Raw genomic sequence first — 22,082 nt, forward strand, 5'->3', positions numbered from 1 at the left:
TTAAATTCTTTTTGGAAGGTTTAAAATATAATATAACATTATATAACATTATATTAATTCACAGCTATTTAATTGTCAATCTTTTTTGAACATTTGATTTATTAAATTATACCACATTGACGTATAACGTAATATGATGTTATATTAACTTTAATACTATACTTTTTAAAGGGAAGGGGTTGGAATGATGGCTAAAATTACGATGGATCAGGTAGCTGGGATGAACTTTCATTATAAGCACTACCCGCTGGAGTACTTTCTAGATGCTATGGTTCGCTATGAATGCAAAAATATCGAATTATGGGGTGCATCTCCTCATTTTTATGTTAATGATTTGAGTCTCCACGAAATTCGAAATATAAAAAGAGAGATTAATAGAAGAGATTTATCGATAGTCTGTTTCACACCCGAGCAGTGTGTATACCCAGTCAATCTCGCTGCAAAAGAAGAGAGTCTTCGTGAGAAAAGTATTCAGTATTTTATCAAATCAGCTGAGGCTGCTAAGGAATTAGGCGCACCGATGCTCCTAGTGACTCCAGGCTGGGGCTATGAAAATGAGGAACCGGACGAGGCTTGGAAAAGAACGAGAGATTCATTGGAAAGGTTATCAACTGTTGCAGCTGAATTAGACCTAACCCTTGCGTTTGAACCTTTAACAAGAGTAGAGTCCAATTTGGTTTATGATTCTAAATCTTTAAAAAGGATGTTAGATGAAGTCAATTCTCCAAACCTAAAAGGAATGATTGATACGATTCCAATGGCGTTAGCGAATGAGGATTTTGAGAAATACTTTCATTTAATAGGAGAGGATTTAGTCCATATTCACTTTATAGATGGTAAGCCAGAAGGTCATTTGGTCTGGGGAGACGGCGTTTTACCGTTAGAGACCTACATCCATCAATTAAATGAAATTGGGTATAAAGGCTATCTAACTTTAGAATATACTTCCTATCAATATGTGCGAAATCCAGATGAAGCGATGGAACGGTCTTTGAAGGTCCTTTCAAGTGTGATAGATGGATGAAACAAATTGATAGTATGTAATAAAAGCTATATACTTAGTAGTACGAAGGATAAAGTAGGTATTACTTAAAATAATGATGTAAGCCTTTACTTTATCAAATATTAGGCAGGTGGAATATATGTTAAAACAGGATGATCAAGTTCCTTTATACATCCAATTGAAAGAATCGATTCGCGGCTCTATTGTTAATGGTCAGTTAAAATTTGGTGACAAGATTCCAACTGAATTAGAGTTAAGTGAAGAGTATAAAATTAGTAGAATCACCGTTAGAAAAGCGATTCTTGAGTTGGTAGAAGAAGGGTATCTGGTGAAAAAGCAAGGTAAGGGTACCTTTGTAAACAAGCGGAAGATAGAAAGGAAAATTGTTCATTTTTTAAGCTTTAGTGACGCCTGCAAGGCAAATGGCTTGATACCTAGCAGTAAAGTGATTAAAAAGGAAATTATCCAGCCAACCCCAAGAGATCAAAAGCTGCTTCAACTTGATGAGGGTGATGCTCTTTTATTTATTCAACGAATCAGATATGCGAGTGATTCACCAATTATGCTTGAGAATAACTATTTTTCATATAAAGAGTTTCATCCGTTATTAAATGAAGATTTGGATGCGTCCGTCTATAAAGTTTTGGAAGAAAAGCTGAATGTAAGACCAACGGATGCCGGTGAAACTTCTTTGGAGATTGTCAGGGCTGGTGAAGAAGAAACTCAACTGTTGAACGTTGCGAGCGGGGAACCTTTGTTTTATATGGAAACCATGGTATTTGACGAAAATGGCAAGCCAGTTCACATCGGAAAACAGTATATTGTTGGCGAGAGTTATAAATTTATCTTGAAGCAATAGGACAGTTAAACATTGACAGACATGAGATAACTGAAATTTTTTCATGAGGAAGTAGATCACAATGTGGAAATTGACGAAAATGGCAAGCCAGTTCACATCGGAAAGCAGTATATTGTTGGCGAGAGTTATAAATTTATCTTGAAGCAGTAGGACAGTTAAACATTGACAGACATGAGATAACTGAAATTTTTTCATGAGGAAGTAGATCACAATGTGGAAATCGGTCAAAGAATGTCTGTACATTTTATTTGGTGGACTCATTTTTTCAGTAGGTATCAACTATTTTACGATTCCAAACCTGTTGTCAGAGGGCGGGATTATTGGTCTGACTGTAATTGCACATTATTTATTTGACCTTTCCCCCGGAATGGTGAATTTTGTCCTCAATACGGTGCTGGTATTGATTGGATATAAATTTTTAGAAAAAAGAGCGATTCTGTATACGTTATTTTCTATCTTTTCTTGTTCTCTTTTTATGTATATCACGGAGGAGACGGGTAAAAGGATAACGGATGACCCGTTATTAGCGTCAATCTTTGCTGGACTTTTGGTTGGTGGAGGCTTAGGAATCATTTTCCGTGCTGGGGGCACTTCAGGTGGAACCACAATTCTGGCGAAATTGGCGAATCAATTTTTAGGCTGGAGCATGGGAAAGGGCATTTTACTGATTGATATCATTGTTGTTGCTGGTTCTGTTTTTATCATTGGACTAGTGAAAGCGATGTATACCCTCATTGCCGTTTATATCGGTGCTAAGGTCATCGACTTTATTGTGGATGGCCTCGAGGAAAAGGTGGCAGTTTTCATTATTTCGAATTCCCCACAATTAGTGCTGCATAGGGTGACGAAAAATATGTCCAGAGGTATTACCGTGCTAGAAGGGCGAGGCGGGTATACTGGTGATAATAAGGAAGTTCTTTATATTGTGATTAGCCGGCAAGAGGTTGTTCGGTTGAAAAATATGATTAGTGAAATTGACGAGCACGCCTATGTCACCGTCCATCATGTTCAGGAAGTGATTGGGAAGGGGTATAAGGCTAGCTGAGTGGGGCAGAGTGGACTCTGTCCTTTTTTGTTGTTCCTAGAAATGGTGAAGGCCAGTCTTTCGACTGGCTATTTTGGTGTTTAGCTGGGGGGATTTGTTAGGCAGGTAAACAAAGGGTATTGGCAGGTAAGCTGCGGAAAATGCAGGTAAGGGAGAGAATTATGCAGATATGTTAGGGGGAGTGGCAGGTAAGAGGTGGTGAGGCGTAAATTTATGTCGGGGGTTTGTTAAAAGAAGGGGATTTATGGGGGGGAATGAGGATGGCCAGTCTTGCGACTGGCTTTATCTAAGGTTAGTAGGGGTGTGGAATTGGTTAGGCAGGTAAACAAAGGGGATTGGCAGGTAAGTTGAGGAAAATGCAGGTAAGGGAGTGGATTATGCAGGTGGGGGAGGGGGAATGGCAGGTAAGAGGTGGTAAGGAGTAAATTTATGTCAGGGGTTTGTTAAAAGAAGTGGATTTATGGGGGTGGAATGAGGATGGCCAGTCTCGCGACTGGCTTTTTCTGGGGTTAGTGGGGTTGTGGAATTGGTTAGGCAGGTAAACAAAGGGTATTGGCAGGTAAGTTGAGGAAAATGCAGGTAAGGGAGTAGATTATGCAGATAGGTAAGGGGGATAGGAGAGGAAGTGAGCTGCGATATAATTAAAGTCGGGGTGTTTTATGAGGGGGGAAATGACGATGCCAGTCTGGCGACTGGTTTTTATAGGAATTTAGTAGGATGTTGATTGTATTTATTCTATTTTAATAGAAATTTTTGAATGATTTGGTTTATTGTGAATATGATGGTGGTGGTGATGTACAAGGATGTTTTGGTAATGTTGGATTTTGATAGTTGGCTTTTTTGTATAAATGGGTACGGTTTGGTGAAGGTTTTATGACAATTCTCACTGACAATGGTGGGTTTTTGTTGTTAAATGTCGATATAAGGACAAAACCCGGCTCTTGCGAGCCTTATACTATGCACGTCATCTTCCGCTTGCGCTGCAGATCACGTGCAGTAAGTTCAGGGGTTTGCGGTTCGCTCTTGCGTCATCTCTGAAGTGTTTTCAGGAAGCCTTTTCTGCGAGATCACGCAAACGCTCAGGGGGTGGGGCCCTTGTGTCGCAAAACCAGGCTGCCGACAAAATTGGAAATTCTATCGCCATGTGCTAACGCACATTGCGCTTCCGCTGCCGCGTAAGCTTGCAAAACTCCCCAATCCAAGGCGATTTTGTGAGCAAGCTCCCAATCGCTTGGATTGGGAAGTTTTGCGGCGATAGAATTTCCAATTTTAATGGGGTGGTGTTGTCGACACAGGTTTGTAACAATGCTATAATGTTATCGGTTACAAGTTTCATTTGTATGAAAATTTTCAACATTGGAGGGATGGACTTGGAACTTTTGAATTTATATCAGAATAATTATCTGATAGTTTTTGTGTTCCTCTGTCTTGGGGTGCTGCTGCCGTTGGTGGCTTTATTTTTGGGTAAGTTTTTGCGTCCTCATAAGCCGAGTGTCGAGAAGTATACCACTTATGAGAGCGGTATTGATCCATTTCACGATTCCCGTGTACAGTTCAATGTCCGCTATTATATTTTTGCCCTTATGTTTGTTATTTTTGATGTAGAGACTGTGTTTTTATACCCATGGGCGGTTGCCTATGATAAGCTAGGCGTTTTTGCGTTAATCGAGATGTTGATTTTCGTAATTATGCTGTTAATTGGCTTAATCTACGCTTGGAAGAAGAAGGTGCTACGATGGACTTAAAACTAGATGACCTTTCACCAGAGGAAATGAGAGAGTTAGAACGAAATGTGTTTTTTGCGACGCTGGAGCAAATTAAGGCTTGGGCACGAAGTAATTCTTTGTGGCCGATGACTTTTGGTCTGGCTTGTTGTGCGATTGAAATGATGGGTACGGGTGGAGCGAATTACGACCTTGACCGTTTTGGAACCATTTTTCGGACGTCGCCAAGGCAATCGGATTGTATGATTGTGTCTGGTACGGTTACGAAGAAAATGGCGCCGATTGTTCGCCGTTTGTATGATCAAATGCCAGAGCCGAAATGGGTTATTGCGATGGGATCTTGCGCAACTGCAGGGGGACCGTATGTGAAGTCTTATGCTGTTGTCAAGGGTGTCGATCAAATCGTCCCTGTTGATGTTTATATCCCTGGATGCCCGCCAAACCCGGCCGCATTAATTTATGGAATCAATAAATTAAAGGAAAAGATTCGCTATGAGGCGAAGACTGGGAAGAAGGTGATCTAACCGATGAGCGGGGAAAAGGATCTCGATCAATTGAAAAAGGAAGCCGTTGCAAAGGCAAAGGCGGAAGCTATAGCAAAACGTCAGGCAAAGGCTGCAGGGGAAGGTGCTCCAAAGCAGGAGGACAAACCTGCTGAACAAGCGCTTAGTCAGGATACGCATCCAGTTGAACCAGCGCAAACAGCGGGAACGCCTGCTGAAGATGGTGCGGACCTTGCGAAGAAAAAGGCAGCGGCGGCAGCGAAAGCAAAAGCGGCTGCATTAGCAAAGAAAAAGCGCGAGGGTATTGAAGAGGAAGAAGCTCCTGCTCCGGTTGAAACGACACCAGCTTCAGCCCAACCGAGCGAAGACGGAGACGACCTTGCGAAAAAGAAAGCAGCGGCGGTAGCGAAGGCAAAAGCGGCAGCAGCGGCAAAGCGTAAGGCGATGGAGTTAGCGGGAGAATCAACTCCGGCTGAAGAAACACCAGCAGCCCAAACGAGCGATGAAGCTGACGACCTTGCGAAGAAGAAAGCTGCAGCAGTAGCGAAAGCAAAAGCAGCGGCGGCAGCCAAGCGTAAAGCGATGGAGTTAGCAGGAGAATCAACTCCGGCTGAAGAAACACCAGCAGTCGATGCGAGTGACGATGGTGATGACCTTGCGAAGAAGAAAGCAGCGGCGGTAGCCAAAGCAAAAGCGGCGGCAGCGGCAAAAGCAAAAGCAGCAGCAACGGCGAAAGCGAAGGCAGCTGGTACCGGTGACGCAGACACTGCGGCGGGTGGCGATGATGAAAAAGCCAAAGCGAAAGCGGCAGCAGTAGCGAAAGCAAAGGCAGCGGCAGCAGCGAAGGCGAAAGCAGCAGGCGCGGCAAAAGGCGGCGACGTATCGCCAGCCGATACGGCCGAGAAACCATCGGCTAATCAACCTTTCTTAGACAAATATAGAAAGGTGATCGAAGAAAACTTGGGCGCGGATGTTTTAGAAGATTCTTATATTAATAAATTGTCTAAAGACGTTCCGACACTTGTTGCGAAGAAAGATACATATTTCAAGGTAGCTCAGTTTTTAAAATATAATGAGCTCCTAGGGTTCGATTATCTATCTGAGCTGCATGGAACAGATTTTGTTACACATATGGAAGTTTATGTTCACTTATTCTCATACAAAAATCGCCAATCTGTGGCGTTAAAAGTTAAGATTGACCGCGATGAACCAACAATCGAGTCCTTGCAGCCAATTTGGGCAGGTGCCAACTGGCCTGAGTGCGAAGCTTATGATTTACTAGGAATTAAGTTTACCGGACATCCGAATTTACATCGGATTATGCTAGGAGAAGATTGGGTTGGCCATCCACTGCGTAAAGATTATGAACCGTATGATGTGGAGGTGTAACCAATGATCAGAACAGAAGAAATGCTGCTAAACGTCGGTCCTCAGCATCCTAGTACGCACGGAGTATTCCGTCTTGTCGTTAAAATCGATGGGGAAATCATTACCGAAGCAACCCCTGTCATCGGTTATTTACACCGTGGAACAGAAAAGCTAGCAGAGGACCTGCAATACACCCAAATCATTCCGTATACCGACCGGATGGACTATTTGTCTGCAATGACGAATAACTATGTCATCTGTCATGCCGTCGAAACGATGATGGGCATCCAAATTCCTGAACGTGCCGACTTCCTTCGTGTAATGGCGATGGAATTAGGGCGTATCGCGAGCCACCTGGTTGCATGGGGAACATACATCCTCGACCTAGGTGCGACAAGTCCGTTCATCTATGCGTTCCGTGACCGTGAAATGATTATCAATATGCTTAACGAATTATCAGGTGCACGATTGACCTTTAATTATATGCGTGTTGGCGGGGTGAAGTGGGACGCTCCAGAAGGCTGGGTTGACGGAGTAAGGGAATTTGTTCCTTATCTAAGAGAACAGCTGAAAGGCTATCATAACCTTGTATCTGGAAATGAAATCTTTTTAGACCGTGTAAAAGGGGTTGGCGTTTATTCAAAAGAAGAAGCCATCAACTATTCACTCAGCGGTCCAAACCTTCGTAGTACTGGTGTGAAATGGGACCTACGTAAAGATGAGCCATACTCCATCTACGACCGCTTTGACTTTAATGTGATCACAAGGGAAGAAGGAGATTGCTTGGCTCGCTACCATGTGCGCCTTGAAGAAATCGAAGAATCCTTGAAAATCCTTGAGCAGGCCTGTGAACAATTCCCTGCTGAAGGCGAAATTATGGCCAAAGTACCAAAAATTATCAAAGCACCAAAAGGGGAAGCTTTTGTCAGAATTGAATCTCCACGTGGGGAAATCGGCTGCTATATCTCAAGTGACGGTAAAAAAGAACCGTATCGCTTGAAGTTTAGAAGACCTTCATTCTATAATCTACAAATTCTCCCTAAATTATTAGTAGGCGAAAACATTGCAAACTTGATTGCGATATTAGGGGCAGTTGACATTGTCCTTGGGGAGGTGGACGGCTAATGATTGAAGAGTTGCTCCAATCAAGTCCAGGCTTGATGAACTTTGGAATCTTCTTTTTACTCGCAGTTGTCTTACTATTAGTGGTTTTAGGTTTCGTAACCTATGCGATTTTAGCAGAGCGAAAGGTTCTAGGATACATGCAGGCACGTCACGGCCCTAACCAGCTTGGTGGTAAGTGGGGATTACTGCAAACCGTAGCCGACGTTCTGAAACTCTTAATCAAAGAAGACGTTATTCCAAAGGCAGCCGACAGGCCGTTATTTATCATTGCGCCAATCATTGCCTTTACGCCAGCCTTTATGGTCCTTGCGACCATCCCGTTCACGGACAAATTCCAATTTGCCGATATCGGAGTAGGCTTGCTCTATTATATTGCGGTTTCCGGAATGACCATATTTGGAATGGTTCTCGGCGGCTGGGCGTCCAACAATAAATATGCGCTCCTAGGGGGCATGCGTGCAGGTGCACAAATGATCTCCTACGAAATTCCGCTCGTTATGTCTGTTTTAGGTGTCATTCTATTAACAGGAAGCTTGAATTTAACAGATATTGTTGTGCAGCAAGAGCATGGCTGGTTCATTCTTTATCAGCCGATTGCGTTTATCGTATTTTTCATCGCATCAATTGCAGAATTAAACCGGACACCCTTTGACCTTCCTGAATCAGAGAACGAACTGGTTGCCGGATACTTTGTAGAATACTCAGGATTCCGTTGGGCATTCTTCATGCTCACAGAATATGTTTATATGTTCGCGATGTCATCCTTGATCACCGTCATCTTCTTAGGCGGATGGCTGCCACCGCTGGATATCCTAGGATTTATCCCTGGCGCTGTATGGTTTGCACTCAAATTCTGCGTCGTTGTCTTTGTATACATGTGGTTACGGGCCACACTTCCACGATTTAGAATCGACCGATTAATGGAATTCGCGTGGAAAGTGCTATTCCCAGTCGCATTAGCAAACATATTCTTAACAGCGCTAATTAAAACATTATTTTTCTAAGGCTATTTCAAAATGCTGTGTTAAAGGATACTGTTGATTTTAGAACCTGTTGATTGGAGCGGAAGGCGCTTGACTCCTGCGGGATGCACGAGCTGAGTGAGACCCCGCAGGAGCGAAGCTGCGAGGAGGCTCACTTGCGAGCCCGCGGAAAGCATAGCGCCTGGAGCGCAAATCAACAGCCTAGTTTAACACAGGCTTTGAAAAAGGAACCTAATGGGGCGTTCGCAAGTGCGTTAGTCCTTGAAGGAGTCCATAAAAACGTATGCAGAATGCAATTTTTAAAATGAAAAAGGGGTGAAAAACGTGCTTGGATTTACAAAAGGCTTGAAATATACCCTAAATCAGCTAACGAAAAAAAAGGTAACCTATAACTATCCAGATGAGCCGCTGCCGCTTCCGGACCGCTTCCGCGGAATTCAAAAGTTCTATCCGGAAAAGTGTATCGTGTGCAATCAATGCATGAACATTTGCCCGACAGAATGTATTAATTTAACGGGTAAAAAACATCCGGATCCAACGAAAAAGGGGAAAATCATTGATACCTATGATATCAATTTCGAGATTTGTATCCTTTGTGACCTCTGTACAGAGGTTTGCCCGACTGAAGCGATTGTGATGACCAATAACTTTGAGTTAGCGTCCTACAGCCGTGATATGTTATTTAAAAACCTTGAATGGTTAGATGAGAACGACGAAAACGTACGGCAGGTGAATAAACCATGACAATTACAGGCGAGTTTATCGCATTTATGGGCCTCGCCCTAGTTGCTATCATTGGCGGTGTCCTGTTATTGAACCTTACCAAGGTCGTGCACATGGTCGTTGCCCTCATTTTTACGTTCGTCAGCATTGCCGGTATTTACGTGCTGCTGTCAGCTGAATTTGTCGCAGCGGTTCAAATCCTGATTTATTCTGGTGCGATTACGATTATCATGTTATTCGGGATTATGTTAACGAAGCATGATGACGAAGGGGAAACAACCACAGGTAAAGGAAGAAAGTTCTTTTTATTCCTAGGTGTACTTGGCTTTGCAGTGGCAGTCTATATTGGAATCTATGATTTCAACGTGGTACAGGTACCAACCGACTTACATGTAGACAATACCATGAAAATTGGGGAAGCTCTGTATTCGAAATGGGTAATTCCATTTGAATTAACTTCTGTATTATTATTGGTGGCACTTGTCGGAGCGATTGTTCTGGCGAAGAAAGACGAGAAGGAGGGTGACAAGGAATGAGTTCAGTTCCTGCTTCAGCCTTCCTGGCACTCGCACTGATTTTATTCTGTATCGGTTTATATGGGGCACTGACAAAAAGAAACACCGTCATCGTCCTTATCTCTATCGAACTTATGCTGAATGCGGTTAATATCAACCTGGTAACCTTCAGCAAATACGGGGTGGCACCGTCCATCACCGGTCAAATCTTCGCGTTGTTCACGATTAGCGTAGCCGCTGCAGAAGCAGCGGTCGGTCTGGCTATCTTAATAGCCCTATACCGCAACCGCAAAACCGTCAACATCGACGATATGGACACAATGAAAAACTAGTTTTTAGGTAAGATAAATTTTTTTCTAGACTGCGGTGCCTGTCACCACAGAAAGACACTGTCCGTCTCGGGTGGACAAATTGGTAATAATTGGTGTCCTCCCTCGGCGGACAGTGTCCACGGGCGGTGACAGGCACCATTTTTAAAAAGGGGATTGTGATGATGATGGAAAATGCATGGATCATACCGCTTTTCCCGCTACTTTCGTTTTTGATTCTTCTTCTATTTGGTAAGCGGCTGAAGGATGCGAGTGCGTATGTGGGGATTCTTCTTACGTTAGCGTCGCTTGTGTATTCGTTGTTGGTGTTGTTCGAGCGGTTCACGGAACCCACGTTTAAGACTTCAACGGAGTGGCTCAGGATAGGAGATATTTCTTTAACAGCGGGCTTTGAAGTGAATCAATTGAATGCATTAATGCTTGTAATTGTCTCGCTCGTCAGCTTCCTGGTACATACTTATTCAAAGGGATATATGCACGGGGATGAGCGGTTTCCAGTATTCTATGCCTATTTAGGACTATTTACGTTTGCGATGCTTGGCCTAGTCATCTCGCCAAACCTACTGCAAACTTATATTTTCTGGGAGCTCGTCGGAGTCGGTTCCTTCCTCTTAATTGGATTCTATTTTTACAAAGAAGAAGCGAAGGCTGCGGCAAAAAAAGCGTTCATTATGACCCGAATTGGAGACGTTGGTCTCTTGATCGGGATGATTTTATTATTCTGGGAAACAAAAAGCTTTGAATACAGTGAGATTTTCGAGGCCGTTGAGGCTGGTGCTGTATCCACTACGATGATTACTTTAACAGCCATTTTAATCTTCATCGGAGCTGTTGGTAAATCAGGTCAGTTCCCGCTCCACACATGGCTGCCGGATGCGATGGAAGGTCCGACACCAGTTTCTGCTTTAATCCACGCAGCGACAATGGTTGCTGCCGGGGTATACTTAGTTGCGGCATTGTTCCCGCTGTTCGCAGCGAGTGAAACTGCACTATTAACCATTGCGATTATCGGTGCGTTTACGGCGATTTTTGCAGCAAGTATTGGTCTTGTACAAACCGATATTAAACGGGTTCTAGCTTACTCAACTGTCAGCCAGCTTGGCTACATGATGCTTGCTTTAGGGTCTGCAGGCTATGTTGCTGGTGTATTCCACTTAATGACACATGCTTTCTTTAAGGCGTTGCTCTTCTTAGCAGCCGGAAGCGTCATTCATGCGGTACACACTCAGAACATCGAGGAGATGGGCGGACTTTGGAAAAAGCTAAAGCTTACTGCACCATTATTCTTAATCGGAACACTTGCAATCAGCGGTGTGCCATTGTTTTCAGGGTTCTTCAGTAAGGATGAAATTTTAATTGCAGCCTGGGAAGGCGGACATCCAGTTCTGTTCTTACTAGCGCTTGCAGCGGCATTTATGACTGCTTTTTATATGTTCCGTTTGTTCTTCATGGTTTTTACCGGAGAAGCGCGAACACCAATGAAAAATGTTCACGAATCACCATCGATGATGACATTTCCAATGATCGTTCTTGGCGTATTAGCGATTATCGCAGGTTATGTTCAAACACCACTTAACCACAATCTTGGTGATTGGCTGGTGGACGGCAACGAAGCACTTGGTCATAGTCATATTGAAGGTCCAATTTGGATTATGATTGCAGCAACCGTTGTTTCATTAGCAGGTATTTACCTTGCTTATATGATTTACTACAAGCGTTCTATTGCACGCAACTGGCTTTCTGGCAGCGGCGATACGCTTCATACCATTCTTACGAACAAATATTACATTGACGAATTCTATCAAATGTCAGTGGTTGCCATTACAAAAGGAATCAGCTACTTCTTACGCTTCATCGATGTCTTCTTAGTGGAAGGAATCATGAAGGGGGTCGCAGGGATTGTTCAAGGACTTGGAGCAGCAGGGTCAAAGCTGCAAACGGGTCAAACACAAACCTATGTTACCGTAGCATTCGTTGGCATGGCACTGCTTGCTGTCATCTTTGTATTAACAGGGGGGTACTTATAAATGGATCTTTCTTTCGTTCTATCACTATTAGTATTCTCCCCGTTACTCGGTATTATTGTTTTGGCCTTCATGCCTAAAACAGAAGAAAAAACCATAAAAATCGTCGGCTTTCTTGCGACACTGCCAGCACTGGTTATTGCAATCGGCCTGTATCTTCATTACCTAGCTGGGAAAGCGTTGAGCGACTTTAGCGTTGCAAAGGATTGGATCACGTTTGGAGGTCTGCAGGGTGCTGAAGCAGGATTCTGGAAAGTGAACTATGAACTCGGTGTCAGCGGCTTTTCGATGCTGTTAGTACTCCTAACGGCTGTAGTCGCAACACTCGCAGCGATTGCCTCCATTTATATTAAAAAAGAATGGAAAGGCTACTTCATGCTGTTCCTGCTGTTAGAAATCGGAATGCTTGGTGTATTTACCGCTGAAAACTTAGTTCTCTTTTTCTTATTCTTTGAGATTACGTTAATTCCAACCTTCTTCTTAATCGGAAAATGGGGTTATTTTGAAAAAGAAAAAGCAGCCTACAGCTTCTTGATCTATAACGGGTTAGGCTCAGCTGTCCTGTTAATCGTGATCATGATTCTGTTTGCAAAAACAGGAACCACCAATATTGAAATGTTAACGCAAATGATGAACGACCCGAATGTTCCATTATCGGGCGATTTAAAACTAGGATTATTGATTGCCCTGCTTATCGCTTTTGGCGTTAAGTTGCCAATCTTCCCATTACACAGCTGGATGCTTCGCGTTCACGTGCAGGCACCGCCATCGATCGTTATGATTCACTCTGGTATTCTATTGAAAATCGGGGCGTACGGTTTAATCCGTTTTGGAATGGGAATTTTTCCAGAGCAGTTTGAAACGTTAGCAGTATTGCTAGCCATTCTTGGTGTGATCAACCTTCTCTACGGAGCTTTCCTAGCATTCATTCAAACAGACTTCAAAATGGTTTTGGCGTACTCGTCGATTTCTCACATGGGAATCGTGTTAATCGGGTTAGCGGCAATGAATGAGGCAGGCGTGCAAGGGGCTATTTTCCAAGTGGTATCACATGGTTTAATCTCTGCACTATTGTTCTTCTTAGTCGGTGCTTTCTATGAGCGCACAGATACATCATTGATGGAAAACCTTGGCGGAATGGCAAAAGGAATGCCGATTGCTTCAGGATTCCTGCTCGCTGGCGCTTTAGCGTCACTTGGCTTGCCAGGTATGTCTGGATTCGTCAGTGAATTTATGGCGTTCTTAGGGCTATTTGAAGAAATGCCATGGATCGCAGCCGTCGGTTGCATTGGTATCATCATGACCGCTGTATATTTATTACGTGCCGTACTCGGCATTACGTACGGACAATCACACCGTGACTTTACAGGAGTCCTTGATTTGAAGGGCGTTGAATTCGTTCCGGTTGTCGTGCTAATGGCTTTAATTATCTTAATCGGAGTAATACCAAGCGTTCTAAGCTCACCGCTTCAAGCCACACTTGAAACGATTATGCTAGGGTTAGGAGGGTGATGAAGGATGAGTCTTGAAGATTTAACATCATTTAATTGGGGCATCATGACACCAGAGTTCATCATCGTTGGTGTTGCAGCGCTTATCACAGTACTAGATTTATTTATGCCAAAAAAACAAGACCGTCGAATCCTAGGCTGGATCGGGATTGCTGCGATTTTCGCCGCAATGGTTTCCCTTGCCGGATTATTAGGGGCAGCGCCTGAATCTATTTTAGACGATACCTTCCGTCTTGATTCTTTTGGTAAAGCATTCAAATTCCTTCTTCTTGCTGGAGGAGCGCTTGTATTATTTTTAGCTGTCTCTTACAAGGCTGACGAGGGATTGGAAGAATACCGCGGTGAATTTTATTATTTATTCCTAACCGGATTACTCGGCGGAATGATTATGACTTCAAGCGGTGACTTAATCACCTTATTTATCGGTCTCGAGTTGTTATCCATTTCTTCTTATATTTTAGCGGGTATCCGCAAAAACAACTTACAGTCAAATGAATCGGCGATGAAATACGTCATCAACGGTTCGATTGCCACAGCGATTACACTGTTCGGTATGAGCTATGTATACGGCTTAACAGGCTCAACGAACCTGTTATCCATCGCACGGACACTGCAGGCCTTAGCGGACGCACAGCATGCTTATCTGCTCGGACTAGCGTTCTTAATGATCTTCGTTGGATTAGCCTTTAAACTGGCTGCTGCTCCATTCCATATGTGGGCACCAGACGTATACCAAGGCGCACCAACACCAGTTACCGCATTCTTGAGCGTTGTATCGAAAACAGCCGGCTTTGTCATTGTGGCACGAATTATGATTTCAATTTTTGGAGTAGCGGCTTCAGAAGGACCAGGTTCCATGCCTATCCTTTATAATATGCAGGACTACATCGCTGTTATTGCTGGAGCTACAATGATCATCGGTAACGTTGTCGCATTGAAGCAAAGCAATATTAAAAGAATGTTTGCGTACTCAAGTATCGCCCACGCTGGTTACATCCTAGTGGCGTTCACGTCTTTAAGCTCAAACTTCTTTTACACAGTTTGGTTCTATTTATTAGCTTACCTATTCATGAACCTTGGTGCCTTAGCTGTGATTCAAATAGTGGAGGCAAAAACCGGTTCAACGAAGATTGCTGACTTTGCTGGCTTGTATCGCCGTTCACCGGTGTTAGCAGTGGCAATGGGGATCTTGTTGGTCGCATTAGCCGGCTTCCCAGGAACCGCAGGCTTCATCGGAAAGTTGAACATCTTTATTGGTGCCTTCATGGTGCAAGAACCGCATTATGTATTAGCATCCGTGATGATTGCGACAACAGTAGTTTCCTATTTCTACTACTTCGGAATCATGACACAAATGTTCTTCCGCCCAGCAGCGGACGACAGCAAGTTTACAAAAATTCCAGTTGGAATTGTGGTTGTCTTAATCGTCACCGTCGCAGCATCTTTACTGTTTGGAATATTCCCAGACATCGCTATCGACTTCGTAAACGAAAACTTCAACCATTTCTCAGACTTCTTGCAATAGATCGGCAACTTTGGGGGAAGAACCCGATCTAGGTCGAATAAAGGGGTACCATATAAAGCAAAAGAAGAGGCATCGGGGCCTCTTCTTTTTTCTATATACAGATATCCTTGCATAAAGATGTTTTTTTGCATAAATGGTGACAGGCACCGCTATTTATTCTTCATTTCATCGCCAAGCTTTTTCACTTCATCCCAATCCTGTGCCATCGAGCTATTGTTCGCTGCCGCTAATGAATTCCTATCATCCATATGATGACTCATTCTATTCTTGGTTAAAACTAATATTTTTCCTTCTTTAACAGAGTTCCCGTAGTATTCGGCTTCATCATCAGGAATTCCCATTCCTATGAGTGCTCCCGTTAAGCCGCCTACACCAGCACCCGCTATGGTTCCAATGATACTTGAGGCAATGGGACCAGCTGCGATGATGGGGCCAGCTCCCGGGATTGCCAGAGCACCTACTCCTACTAATAAACCTGTTATCCCGCCGAAAGTTCCACCTGTTAACGCACCCGTCGCAGCCTTTTCCTCCACTACCGTACCAGTTTCGTCCGCAATATGATTCACATCTTTGAGGTCTTTACCAATGACACAGATATCCTGCTTGTCGTATCCTTGTTTAACAAGCGCCTCAATCGCAACAATCGCTTCTTGTTCTGTTTCATAAACACCTACAACATTCTTTTCAACCTTGTCCATTTTCAATTCCTCCTCTTTTTTTCAGTTCGAAAGTTTCATAGTTTGATAGATAGTAAAGTAGTTTTATCCAATGATTATCTTGATAATTTATCCTTTACTTTCCCAACACCTTCTTGTAATTTACCTTTAGCTTGATCAACTTTCCCTTCGGTTTCCGTTGAACGATCATCCGTCAGTTTACCCCATTGCTCCTTTGCCTTTCCTTTCACGGTATCAACATATCCATTCATTTTATCTTTGTTCATTTCGTTTCAGCTCCCTTGTTTTTATTATTTTACTGGGCGTAGTTCTTCTCAGCCATGAGTTACTGGTTAACACCATCACTAACGCCATTATCCTCAACTTTTTTCTCTAAGTTTTGTTGTGCTTGATTTAATTCTGTTTTTACATTATTAACGGTATCTTCGGCTTTTTGCTTTGTATCATTATCTACCGCATCCTTCTGCTGTCCATCACTGACTCCATTATCTTGGTCGACCCCATCGCCGCAACCAGTTAAACCTGCAAGAGTAAGAGAAACAGCCATTCCACCAACTAGTAAACTCTTCTTCATGATTTACACCTCCAAGAATTTTTGGAACTTTGTAGTGTTTTGTTCTGCCCTTTTTATATTCCCGTTAAAAAAGATCTGAAACTTTTTTTAGTAGAAAAGGGCTGGAAAACCTTTTTCTTCCTATTAATAGTTTTTTGAAAAAAATTAGGTTTGCTAGTAGGTTGATAGAAAAACAACATTTTTTGTTTAGGTTACTTACGAAAAGGGTAAAAGCATACTAGACAAATTAAAGGAGGAAATAACAATGGATAGAACCTGGAAAAAGAAATTATTCATGACAGGTCTGGTTTTTACATTAACATTTGGTGCTCTGACTGGCTGTGGAGATGGAGTGGACCAGGATAATGGAGTCAGTGACGGAGAACAAAAGGATGAGCTAGATAATAAAAATCCAGAAACAAACTAGGATCTAATCTATTAAAAAGTAGAAAAGGAGATTGGTAGAATGAATGTAAACGAAATGATGACAGGATGGACCTCGTACTTTTATCAGCTTCCCAACCTATTATTTGCCCTTTTAGTCTTATTGGTGGGCTGGTTGATTGCCAAAAGCATTGGAAAAAGTGTGGAGGCCCTTTTAAAGAGAACAAAATTTGATGATAAGCTGTTTGCAAACGTTGGACATAAGAAATATTCTTCTGAAATCATTATTGGAAAAATTGTTTATTATATCCTATTGGTAGTCGTGTGGATTATCTTTTTCAATATGCTTAACTTAAGCTTTATTGCGACGCCGCTTGTAGAAATGCTGACAATGATTACAGCAGCGATTCCAAACTTTTTAAAAGCTGCCCTTATTTTACTTTTTGCTTGGGGTGTTGCCTCGCTGCTGCGTATGCTCTTTAAAAAGGGAGCGGCTCTGGTTCATTTAGAACGCCACTTAGTAAAATGGAAGATTGCGATAAGCCAAAGTGAAGCGGTAAACAAGGTGAACGGTATCGCAACGGCACTCTTCTATTTTGTAATTTTACTATTCCTGCCTGGAGTATTAGGAGCCCTGCAGATTGAAGGGGTTTCAGAACCATTTGCAGATACGCTTTCAACCTTGCTGGCATTTATACCTAAGTTATTTGCAGCGGCCCTTATTGTGTTTGTCGGCTGGCTGATTGCAAAAATAGTCCGAGATATTCTAACAAACTTCTTACACAGTATTGGTACGGAAAAGCTTGGTCAACGTATAGGTATTGTAAAAACGACGGATAGTACAAGTCTTTCAAGTATAATCGGAAATATCGCGTTTATTTTCATCTTAATTCCTACCATCATTACAGCCTTAGAAAAACTAGAACTAAAGGGCATTTCGGATCCAGCAATTGCGATGCTCCAGGATGTCGTATCGGTTATTCCGAACATTGCGGTGGCCGTAATTCTAATTTTAGTTGGGATATGGCTTGGAAAATGGGTGGAGAAAATCGTTACACAAATGCTATGGCGTTTAAAGGTTGATAATATCTTCATCCACATGGGTCTCGGTTCACTTAAAACAGAGCAAACCACCTACACACTTTCTCAAATCATTGGATTGCTAGCAAAGATTGTCGTTATTTTATTATTTACGGTGGAAGCCTTACAAATTATCCAATTAGAGTTCCTTGTCGTTCTTGGAACAGGTGTGATTTCGTATTTACCAATGTTGTTTGCCGCCCTTATTATCTTAGGGATTGGTTTATATCTTGGTAACTTCGTACAGCGCATTTTACAAAATATCCTTAAGAACAGCTATTCCGGAACGCTCGCCGCTGTTGCGAAATATGCCATTTTCACGATAACCATCTTTATGGCATTAGATCAACTAGGTGTGGCGCACTCCATCGTTAATGCTGCATTTATTCTCCTCTTAGGTGGATTAGCGTTAGCTTTTGGACTTGCATTCGGTCTCGGAGGAAAAGACTTTGCTTCCAAGTATCTGCGTAAGCTAGACCATAAAATCGATAATAAAATAATAGAATAAGAGATTCGTTTAGGCTAAACGAAACGATAACAATCCGGATTTAGGTGATTTCGGATTGTTATTTTTATAAGAGGGAGGAAGACCGCTCAATGCTTATTTTAAATCTACTATTAATTGCCCTTTTAATCGCACTAACGGGTTTTTTTGTAGCGATAGAATTTGCGATTGTGAAAGTGCGTCCATCTAGAATCGATCAATTGATTGCAGAAGGGAAAAAGGGTGCGGTTTCAGCTAGAAAGGTGGTAAACCACTTAGATGAATACTTATCTGCCTGTCAACTGGGGATAACAGTTACGGCGCTCGGACTCGGGTGGTTAGGAGAACCCACAGTGGAAAAACTAATCCATCCCTTGTTTTCGGCATTAAATCTGAATGAATCGATTTCACATATTTTATCTTTTATCATTGCCTTTGCCTCCGTTACGTTTCTGCATGTTGTAGTCGGGGAGTTAGCTCCCAAAACACTTGCCATTCATAAAGCTGAGAAGGTAGCACTTCTGTTAGCCGCTCCCATCATAGGGTTTACCAAAGTGATGCGGCCATTTATTTGGGCACTAAATGGTTCTGCCGGGCTGCTGGTGGGAATCTTTGGCTTAAAGCCGGAATCTGAAAAAGAATTGGCTCATTCGGAAGAAGAGCTTCGGTTGCTATTGTCAGATAGCTATAAGAAGGGTGAAATCAATCAAAGTGAACTAACCTATGTAAACAATATTTTTGAATTTGATGAGCGGATTGCAAAAGAAATAATGGTCCCGCGGACGGAGATGAGCACGTTTTCGATTAACGACACCATTCATGAGGTGATGGAAAGAGTAAGGACAGAAAATTATTCGCGTTATCCGATTATTGATGGTGATAAAGACAACATCGTCGGTCTCCTAAACGTTAAAGTGTTCCTAACGTCAAAAGTAATTGGTATAAATCATCATGAAGAAATAAGTCTAAGCTCCTTCATAAAGCCAGTAATGAAAGTAATTGAAACCATTCCGATTCATGATTTATTGGTGAGAATGCAGAAGGAACGCAGTCAAATGGCCATCCTCGTCGATGAATACGGTGGGACATCAGGGTTAGTGACTGTTGAGGATATCATTGAGGAAATTGTTGGCGAGGTAAGGGATGAATTTGATACAGACGAAGTCGCAAAGATTCAAGAGGTGAAGGAAAATCATTATTTAGTGGATGGAAAAGTCTTAATTGAGGATGTTAACAGTTTACTCGGCATAAACATAACCGGTGAAAGAATCGATACAATCGGTGGCTGGTTTCTTACACAAAACTTTGATGTTGCGATTGGGACAGAGGCTAAATTCGATGGATACCTGTTCAAAGTCCGTGAGGCTGTTGGTTACCATATTTTGTATTTAGATGTGAAAAAAATTGTTAGCTAAGCAAATGGAAAAACAAACAAAGGCACACGTCATTTAATATAACGTGTGCCTTTTTATGTCCATATAGGGAGTGATTTGGGATTTTAGTCGGACCTGCACTTATGGTGATGATTGGTGCTCGCTAACCGGCGTATGTTGGGTATTCTTAAGTTTTTCCTCCATGATTTTAATGTCGTTTTTAAATAGCTTGGAAATGACGTTTTTTTCTCCGAATAACAGAATCTGATCGCCTTCGTGTATTTTTGTGTGATAGATATTTCTTCTGAGTTTTAATTCGCCTCTTTTGATAAACAATACAACAAACTCTAACTGGTCATGATCATGAATCACTTGATTGATCTGTTTTTGAAAGAGAGAAGATCCCTTATAGATATGAAGATTTAGCAGCTTGTCTTGTTTTTCGGACATAAAGATATCTCTTATTGGCAGATCACCAAGTTCAATATTCTGTTTCATGTCTTGCTTAAATAGCTTGGATAATTTCGTTTGCACACTCTTTAGCTTTAAAATGACAAAAGCAAGCAGTACACCGCCTGCACCATAGAAAATATCTTTCGTTCGAAGATCCTCTGACAAAATAGTACTAATCGATGAAATGATAACAGCAAGTGAGAAGGCCCCAAAAAGGATTAGAAAAGTAGCGAGTTTCCTCCGAACCGGGTGACCTAAAATCAGCTCAGACTCTCCAGTCGTAAAACCTGTACCTGTCATCAATGAAATGACCTGAAACCTCGAAATCTCCAATTTGAGGTCCGTTAGCCGAAAGAGAATCACAAAAATTTCGATGACAGTAGTAATGATGATGAAATAGATGAGTAGAAAGAATAGATTCATTTTTTTCACCTCTGAATTCAATAATAGGCTGGGCCAAAAAGAGCCCCAACCTTTTTATCACTGCATTTTCTACTAAATAAACGAACAGTTCAGTTCGAGTGACTTACTAGGTAAATACCCGATATATGTTGTCTTAATCTTTTTCGAAGGAAAAATAACCTTTTTAGTGGATTAGCTTCGGTAAGGAACGGGTATGTATTCATAAAGGGTTTTGATGAATGGAGTTGAGGAATATGCTTCAAACGAAGGCATTTCGATTTGGTTACGGCCTTTTGCTAATTTTTTTAATTATTTTTGTAGCAATGAAAATTGATTTTATTTTTCGACCTGTCTTTTTACTTGTCCAAACGCTCTTTTTTCCCTTCTTGTTTGCCGGGGTGCTCTTTTACTTATTTCGTCCACTCGTGAATTATCTTCAGTTGAAAAATATTCCAAAAACACTATCTATTCTGCTGATTTATTTAGTATCTGGTCTTTTAATCGCATTACTAATCTCTCTTGGCGGACCCGTTCTGAAAGAGCAAATGAAGAGTTTCGTTGATACCGCACCTCAACTCATTGAGGACATACCGGACAAATTGACTGAACTGCAACAGAGTAGATGGATCAATCATTTACAAGAAAATGACAGTGTTGATTTAGACAAGGCTTCCAAAGCGATTAAAAAGTCGGTTTCTTCAAGTCTCTCTACTATTGGAACAAATTTAATGAATATTATTGGGGTAGTCGCAAGTATTGTAACGGTCTTTGCGACTGTTCCGTTTATTCTCTATTACATGTTAAAGGAAGGCGAAAAGGCGCCTCAGCATATTCTACGTTTATTGCCAGCCAAGCAGCAGAAAAATGGACGAAGGATATTAGCAGATTTAGATGAGGCGCTCAGCTCTTATATCCAAGGCCAAATTCTTGTTAGTTTTTGTATAGGTATCATGCTTTTTATCGGTTATTTGATTATTGACCTTGACTACTCCCTTATTCTTGCGATTTTTGCAATGTTTACCAATGTCATCCCATTTATCGGACCAATCCTTGCGATTACTCCTGCAATGATTATTGCGTGTATGGATTCACCGATTATGGTGGTAAAAGTCCTCATTGTCATGATTGTCGTCCAACAGATTGAAGGACACATTATTTCACCACAGGTGATGGGGAAAAAGTTAGAGATCCATCCGCTCACGATTATATCCTTATTACTTGCAGCAGGACGTATAGGAGGGGTTCTGGGGTTAATCATAGCGGTTCCCATGTATGCGGTCATAAAGGTGATTGCTCATCATACCTATCGACTATGGAAGCTGAGAAAAGAGAAATCAATAGAAGAAAAAATAATCAAGGGGGAAAACAAGGATGAAACGAAGTCATACAAAAATGCGATTTTTTAAAAAGGAATCAACTAGGGTGGTAACGAGCAGGAA

General features: G+C 42.0%; 23 protein-coding genes. 19 read left to right on the forward strand and 4 right to left on the reverse strand.

The annotated features are described in order from the left end of the window. Positions 1–187: 187 nt before the first annotated feature. From M3189_RS17460 to nuoN, 15 genes are all read left to right on the forward strand, one after another. Entirely contained in the window at positions 188–1,024 is an 837-nt protein-coding gene (locus M3189_RS17460; protein ID WP_251635825.1) for a sugar phosphate isomerase/epimerase family protein, read from the forward strand. Between the two features lie 118 nt (positions 1,025–1,142). Further along, complete coding sequence (locus M3189_RS17465; RefSeq protein ID WP_251635826.1) at positions 1,143–1,862, forward strand: GntR family transcriptional regulator; 720 nt, start codon at positions 1,143–1,145, stop codon at positions 1,860–1,862. A gap of 211 nt (positions 1,863–2,073) precedes the next feature. Further along, entirely contained in the window at positions 2,074–2,907 is an 834-nt protein-coding gene (locus M3189_RS17470) for a YitT family protein (RefSeq protein WP_251635828.1), read from the forward strand. A gap of 1,370 nt (positions 2,908–4,277) precedes the next feature. After that, entirely contained in the window at positions 4,278–4,652 is a 375-nt protein-coding gene (locus tag M3189_RS17475) for an NADH-quinone oxidoreductase subunit A (RefSeq protein ID WP_285889720.1), read from the forward strand. Then, positions 4,643–5,155: a NuoB/complex I 20 kDa subunit family protein gene (locus M3189_RS17480; RefSeq protein ID WP_179158069.1), complete on the forward strand. Its 513-nt coding sequence runs from the start codon at positions 4,643–4,645 to the stop codon at positions 5,153–5,155. The genes M3189_RS17475 and M3189_RS17480 overlap by 10 nt, the downstream gene beginning before the upstream one ends. A 3-nt stretch (positions 5,156–5,158) precedes the next feature. Then, a complete protein-coding gene (locus tag M3189_RS17485) occupies positions 5,159–6,523 on the forward strand; it encodes an NADH-quinone oxidoreductase subunit C (RefSeq protein ID WP_251635830.1) in 1,365 nt (454 codons plus the stop codon). A gap of 3 nt (positions 6,524–6,526) precedes the next feature. After that, on the forward strand, positions 6,527–7,627 hold the full coding sequence (locus M3189_RS17490; RefSeq protein WP_251635832.1) for an NADH-quinone oxidoreductase subunit D: 1,101 nt from the start codon (positions 6,527–6,529) through the stop codon (positions 7,625–7,627). Next, positions 7,627–8,631, forward strand: coding sequence for an NADH-quinone oxidoreductase subunit NuoH (gene nuoH, locus M3189_RS17495; protein WP_251635834.1), 1,005 nt, complete (start codon positions 7,627–7,629; stop codon positions 8,629–8,631). The genes M3189_RS17490 and nuoH overlap by 1 nt, the downstream gene beginning before the upstream one ends. Positions 8,632–8,714: 83 nt before the next feature. Further along, positions 8,715–8,918: a hypothetical protein gene (locus tag M3189_RS17500; protein ID WP_251635836.1), complete on the forward strand. Its 204-nt coding sequence runs from the start codon at positions 8,715–8,717 to the stop codon at positions 8,916–8,918. Positions 8,919–8,934: 16 nt separating this feature from the next. Next, positions 8,935–9,354 carry an NADH-quinone oxidoreductase subunit NuoI gene (gene nuoI, locus M3189_RS17505; protein ID WP_251635838.1) on the forward strand — a complete coding sequence of 140 codons (420 nt, stop codon included), beginning with the start codon at positions 8,935–8,937 and terminating at the stop codon, positions 9,352–9,354. After that, the gene (locus tag M3189_RS17510) at positions 9,351–9,869 is read left to right on the forward strand and encodes an NADH-quinone oxidoreductase subunit J (protein ID WP_251635840.1); all 519 of its coding nucleotides are present in this window, start codon (positions 9,351–9,353) and stop codon (positions 9,867–9,869) included. Before nuoI ends, M3189_RS17510 begins: the two co-directional genes overlap by 4 nt. Then, the gene (gene nuoK, locus M3189_RS17515) at positions 9,866–10,180 is read left to right on the forward strand and encodes an NADH-quinone oxidoreductase subunit NuoK (RefSeq protein ID WP_045518735.1); all 315 of its coding nucleotides are present in this window, start codon (positions 9,866–9,868) and stop codon (positions 10,178–10,180) included. Before M3189_RS17510 ends, nuoK begins: the two co-directional genes overlap by 4 nt. Before the next feature lie 161 nt (positions 10,181–10,341). Next, positions 10,342–12,204 carry an NADH-quinone oxidoreductase subunit L gene (gene nuoL, locus M3189_RS17520; protein ID WP_251635842.1) on the forward strand — a complete coding sequence of 621 codons (1,863 nt, stop codon included), beginning with the start codon at positions 10,342–10,344 and terminating at the stop codon, positions 12,202–12,204. Further along, a complete protein-coding gene (locus tag M3189_RS17525) occupies positions 12,205–13,713 on the forward strand; it encodes a complex I subunit 4 family protein (protein ID WP_251635844.1) in 1,509 nt (502 codons plus the stop codon). A gap of 6 nt (positions 13,714–13,719) precedes the next feature. Then, positions 13,720–15,237, forward strand: a complete 1,518-nt coding sequence (gene nuoN, locus M3189_RS17530; RefSeq protein ID WP_251635846.1) for an NADH-quinone oxidoreductase subunit NuoN — start codon at positions 13,720–13,722, stop codon at positions 15,235–15,237. 149 nt (positions 15,238–15,386) lie between these two features. Here nuoN and M3189_RS17535 read toward each other — a convergent pair whose 3' ends face one another. From M3189_RS17535 to M3189_RS17545, 3 genes are all read right to left on the reverse strand, one after another. Further along, positions 15,387–15,935: a general stress protein gene (locus M3189_RS17535; RefSeq protein ID WP_251635847.1), complete on the reverse strand. Its 549-nt coding sequence runs from the start codon at positions 15,933–15,935 to the stop codon at positions 15,387–15,389. A gap of 74 nt (positions 15,936–16,009) precedes the next feature. Continuing rightward, positions 16,010–16,180, reverse strand: coding sequence for a CsbD family protein (locus M3189_RS17540; protein WP_251635849.1), 171 nt, complete (start codon positions 16,178–16,180; stop codon positions 16,010–16,012). A gap of 59 nt (positions 16,181–16,239) precedes the next feature. Beyond that, a complete protein-coding gene (locus M3189_RS17545; RefSeq protein ID WP_251635851.1) occupies positions 16,240–16,488 on the reverse strand; it encodes a hypothetical protein in 249 nt (82 codons plus the stop codon). Between the two features lie 244 nt (positions 16,489–16,732). On the opposite strand from M3189_RS17545, the gene M3189_RS17550 reads away from it, so the two are divergent. From M3189_RS17550 to M3189_RS17560, 3 genes are all read left to right on the forward strand, one after another. Next, a complete protein-coding gene (locus M3189_RS17550) occupies positions 16,733–16,894 on the forward strand; it encodes a hypothetical protein (RefSeq protein WP_251635853.1) in 162 nt (53 codons plus the stop codon). Between the two features lie 39 nt (positions 16,895–16,933). Then, a complete protein-coding gene (locus M3189_RS17555) occupies positions 16,934–18,439 on the forward strand; it encodes a mechanosensitive ion channel (protein WP_251635856.1) in 1,506 nt (501 codons plus the stop codon). Positions 18,440–18,528: 89 nt separating this feature from the next. Continuing rightward, positions 18,529–19,830 carry a hemolysin family protein gene (locus M3189_RS17560; RefSeq protein WP_251635858.1) on the forward strand — a complete coding sequence of 434 codons (1,302 nt, stop codon included), beginning with the start codon at positions 18,529–18,531 and terminating at the stop codon, positions 19,828–19,830. 99 nt (positions 19,831–19,929) lie between these two features. Here M3189_RS17560 and M3189_RS17565 read toward each other — a convergent pair whose 3' ends face one another. Then, on the reverse strand, positions 19,930–20,673 hold the full coding sequence (locus tag M3189_RS17565) for a hypothetical protein (protein ID WP_251635860.1): 744 nt from the start codon (positions 20,671–20,673) through the stop codon (positions 19,930–19,932). A gap of 224 nt (positions 20,674–20,897) precedes the next feature. Between M3189_RS17565 and M3189_RS17570 the strand changes: the two genes are divergently transcribed. Beyond that, entirely contained in the window at positions 20,898–22,049 is a 1,152-nt protein-coding gene (locus tag M3189_RS17570) for an AI-2E family transporter (protein WP_251635862.1), read from the forward strand. Positions 22,050–22,082: the final 33 nt, after the last annotated feature.

Source organism: Neobacillus niacini (assembly GCF_023715415.1).
GTDB classification, from domain to species: domain Bacteria; phylum Bacillota; class Bacilli; order Bacillales; family Cytobacillaceae; genus Neobacillus; species Neobacillus niacini_C.

Excerpts from the sequence above, each read along its gene's own strand:
- M3189_RS17460 (WP_251635825.1), top strand. The coding sequence starts at position 188 with ATGGCTAAAATTACGATGGATCAGGTAGCTGGGATGAACTTTCATTAT.
- M3189_RS17465 (WP_251635826.1), top strand. The coding sequence starts at position 1,143 with ATGTTAAAACAGGATGATCAAGTTCCTTTATACATCCAATTGAAAGAA.
- M3189_RS17470 (WP_251635828.1), top strand. The coding sequence starts at position 2,074 with ATGTGGAAATCGGTCAAAGAATGTCTGTACATTTTATTTGGTGGACTC.
- M3189_RS17480 (WP_179158069.1), top strand. The coding sequence starts at position 4,643 with ATGGACTTAAAACTAGATGACCTTTCACCAGAGGAAATGAGAGAGTTA.
- M3189_RS17485 (WP_251635830.1), top strand. The coding sequence starts at position 5,159 with ATGAGCGGGGAAAAGGATCTCGATCAATTGAAAAAGGAAGCCGTTGCA.
- M3189_RS17490 (WP_251635832.1), top strand. The coding sequence starts at position 6,527 with ATGATCAGAACAGAAGAAATGCTGCTAAACGTCGGTCCTCAGCATCCT.
- nuoH (WP_251635834.1), top strand. The coding sequence starts at position 7,627 with ATGATTGAAGAGTTGCTCCAATCAAGTCCAGGCTTGATGAACTTTGGA.
- M3189_RS17500 (WP_251635836.1), top strand. The coding sequence starts at position 8,715 with ATGCACGAGCTGAGTGAGACCCCGCAGGAGCGAAGCTGCGAGGAGGCT.
- M3189_RS17510 (WP_251635840.1), top strand. The coding sequence starts at position 9,351 with ATGACAATTACAGGCGAGTTTATCGCATTTATGGGCCTCGCCCTAGTT.
- nuoK (WP_045518735.1), top strand. The coding sequence starts at position 9,866 with ATGAGTTCAGTTCCTGCTTCAGCCTTCCTGGCACTCGCACTGATTTTA.
- nuoL (WP_251635842.1), top strand. The coding sequence starts at position 10,342 with ATGATGGAAAATGCATGGATCATACCGCTTTTCCCGCTACTTTCGTTT.
- M3189_RS17525 (WP_251635844.1), top strand. The coding sequence starts at position 12,205 with ATGGATCTTTCTTTCGTTCTATCACTATTAGTATTCTCCCCGTTACTC.
- nuoN (WP_251635846.1), top strand. The coding sequence starts at position 13,720 with ATGAGTCTTGAAGATTTAACATCATTTAATTGGGGCATCATGACACCA.
- M3189_RS17535 (WP_251635847.1), bottom strand. The coding sequence starts at position 15,935 with ATGGACAAGGTTGAAAAGAATGTTGTAGGTGTTTATGAAACAGAACAA.
- M3189_RS17540 (WP_251635849.1), bottom strand. The coding sequence starts at position 16,180 with ATGAACAAAGATAAAATGAATGGATATGTTGATACCGTGAAAGGAAAG.
- M3189_RS17545 (WP_251635851.1), bottom strand. The coding sequence starts at position 16,488 with ATGAAGAAGAGTTTACTAGTTGGTGGAATGGCTGTTTCTCTTACTCTT.
- M3189_RS17550 (WP_251635853.1), top strand. The coding sequence starts at position 16,733 with ATGGATAGAACCTGGAAAAAGAAATTATTCATGACAGGTCTGGTTTTT.
- M3189_RS17555 (WP_251635856.1), top strand. The coding sequence starts at position 16,934 with ATGAATGTAAACGAAATGATGACAGGATGGACCTCGTACTTTTATCAG.
- M3189_RS17560 (WP_251635858.1), top strand. The coding sequence starts at position 18,529 with ATGCTTATTTTAAATCTACTATTAATTGCCCTTTTAATCGCACTAACG.
- M3189_RS17570 (WP_251635862.1), top strand. The coding sequence starts at position 20,898 with ATGCTTCAAACGAAGGCATTTCGATTTGGTTACGGCCTTTTGCTAATT.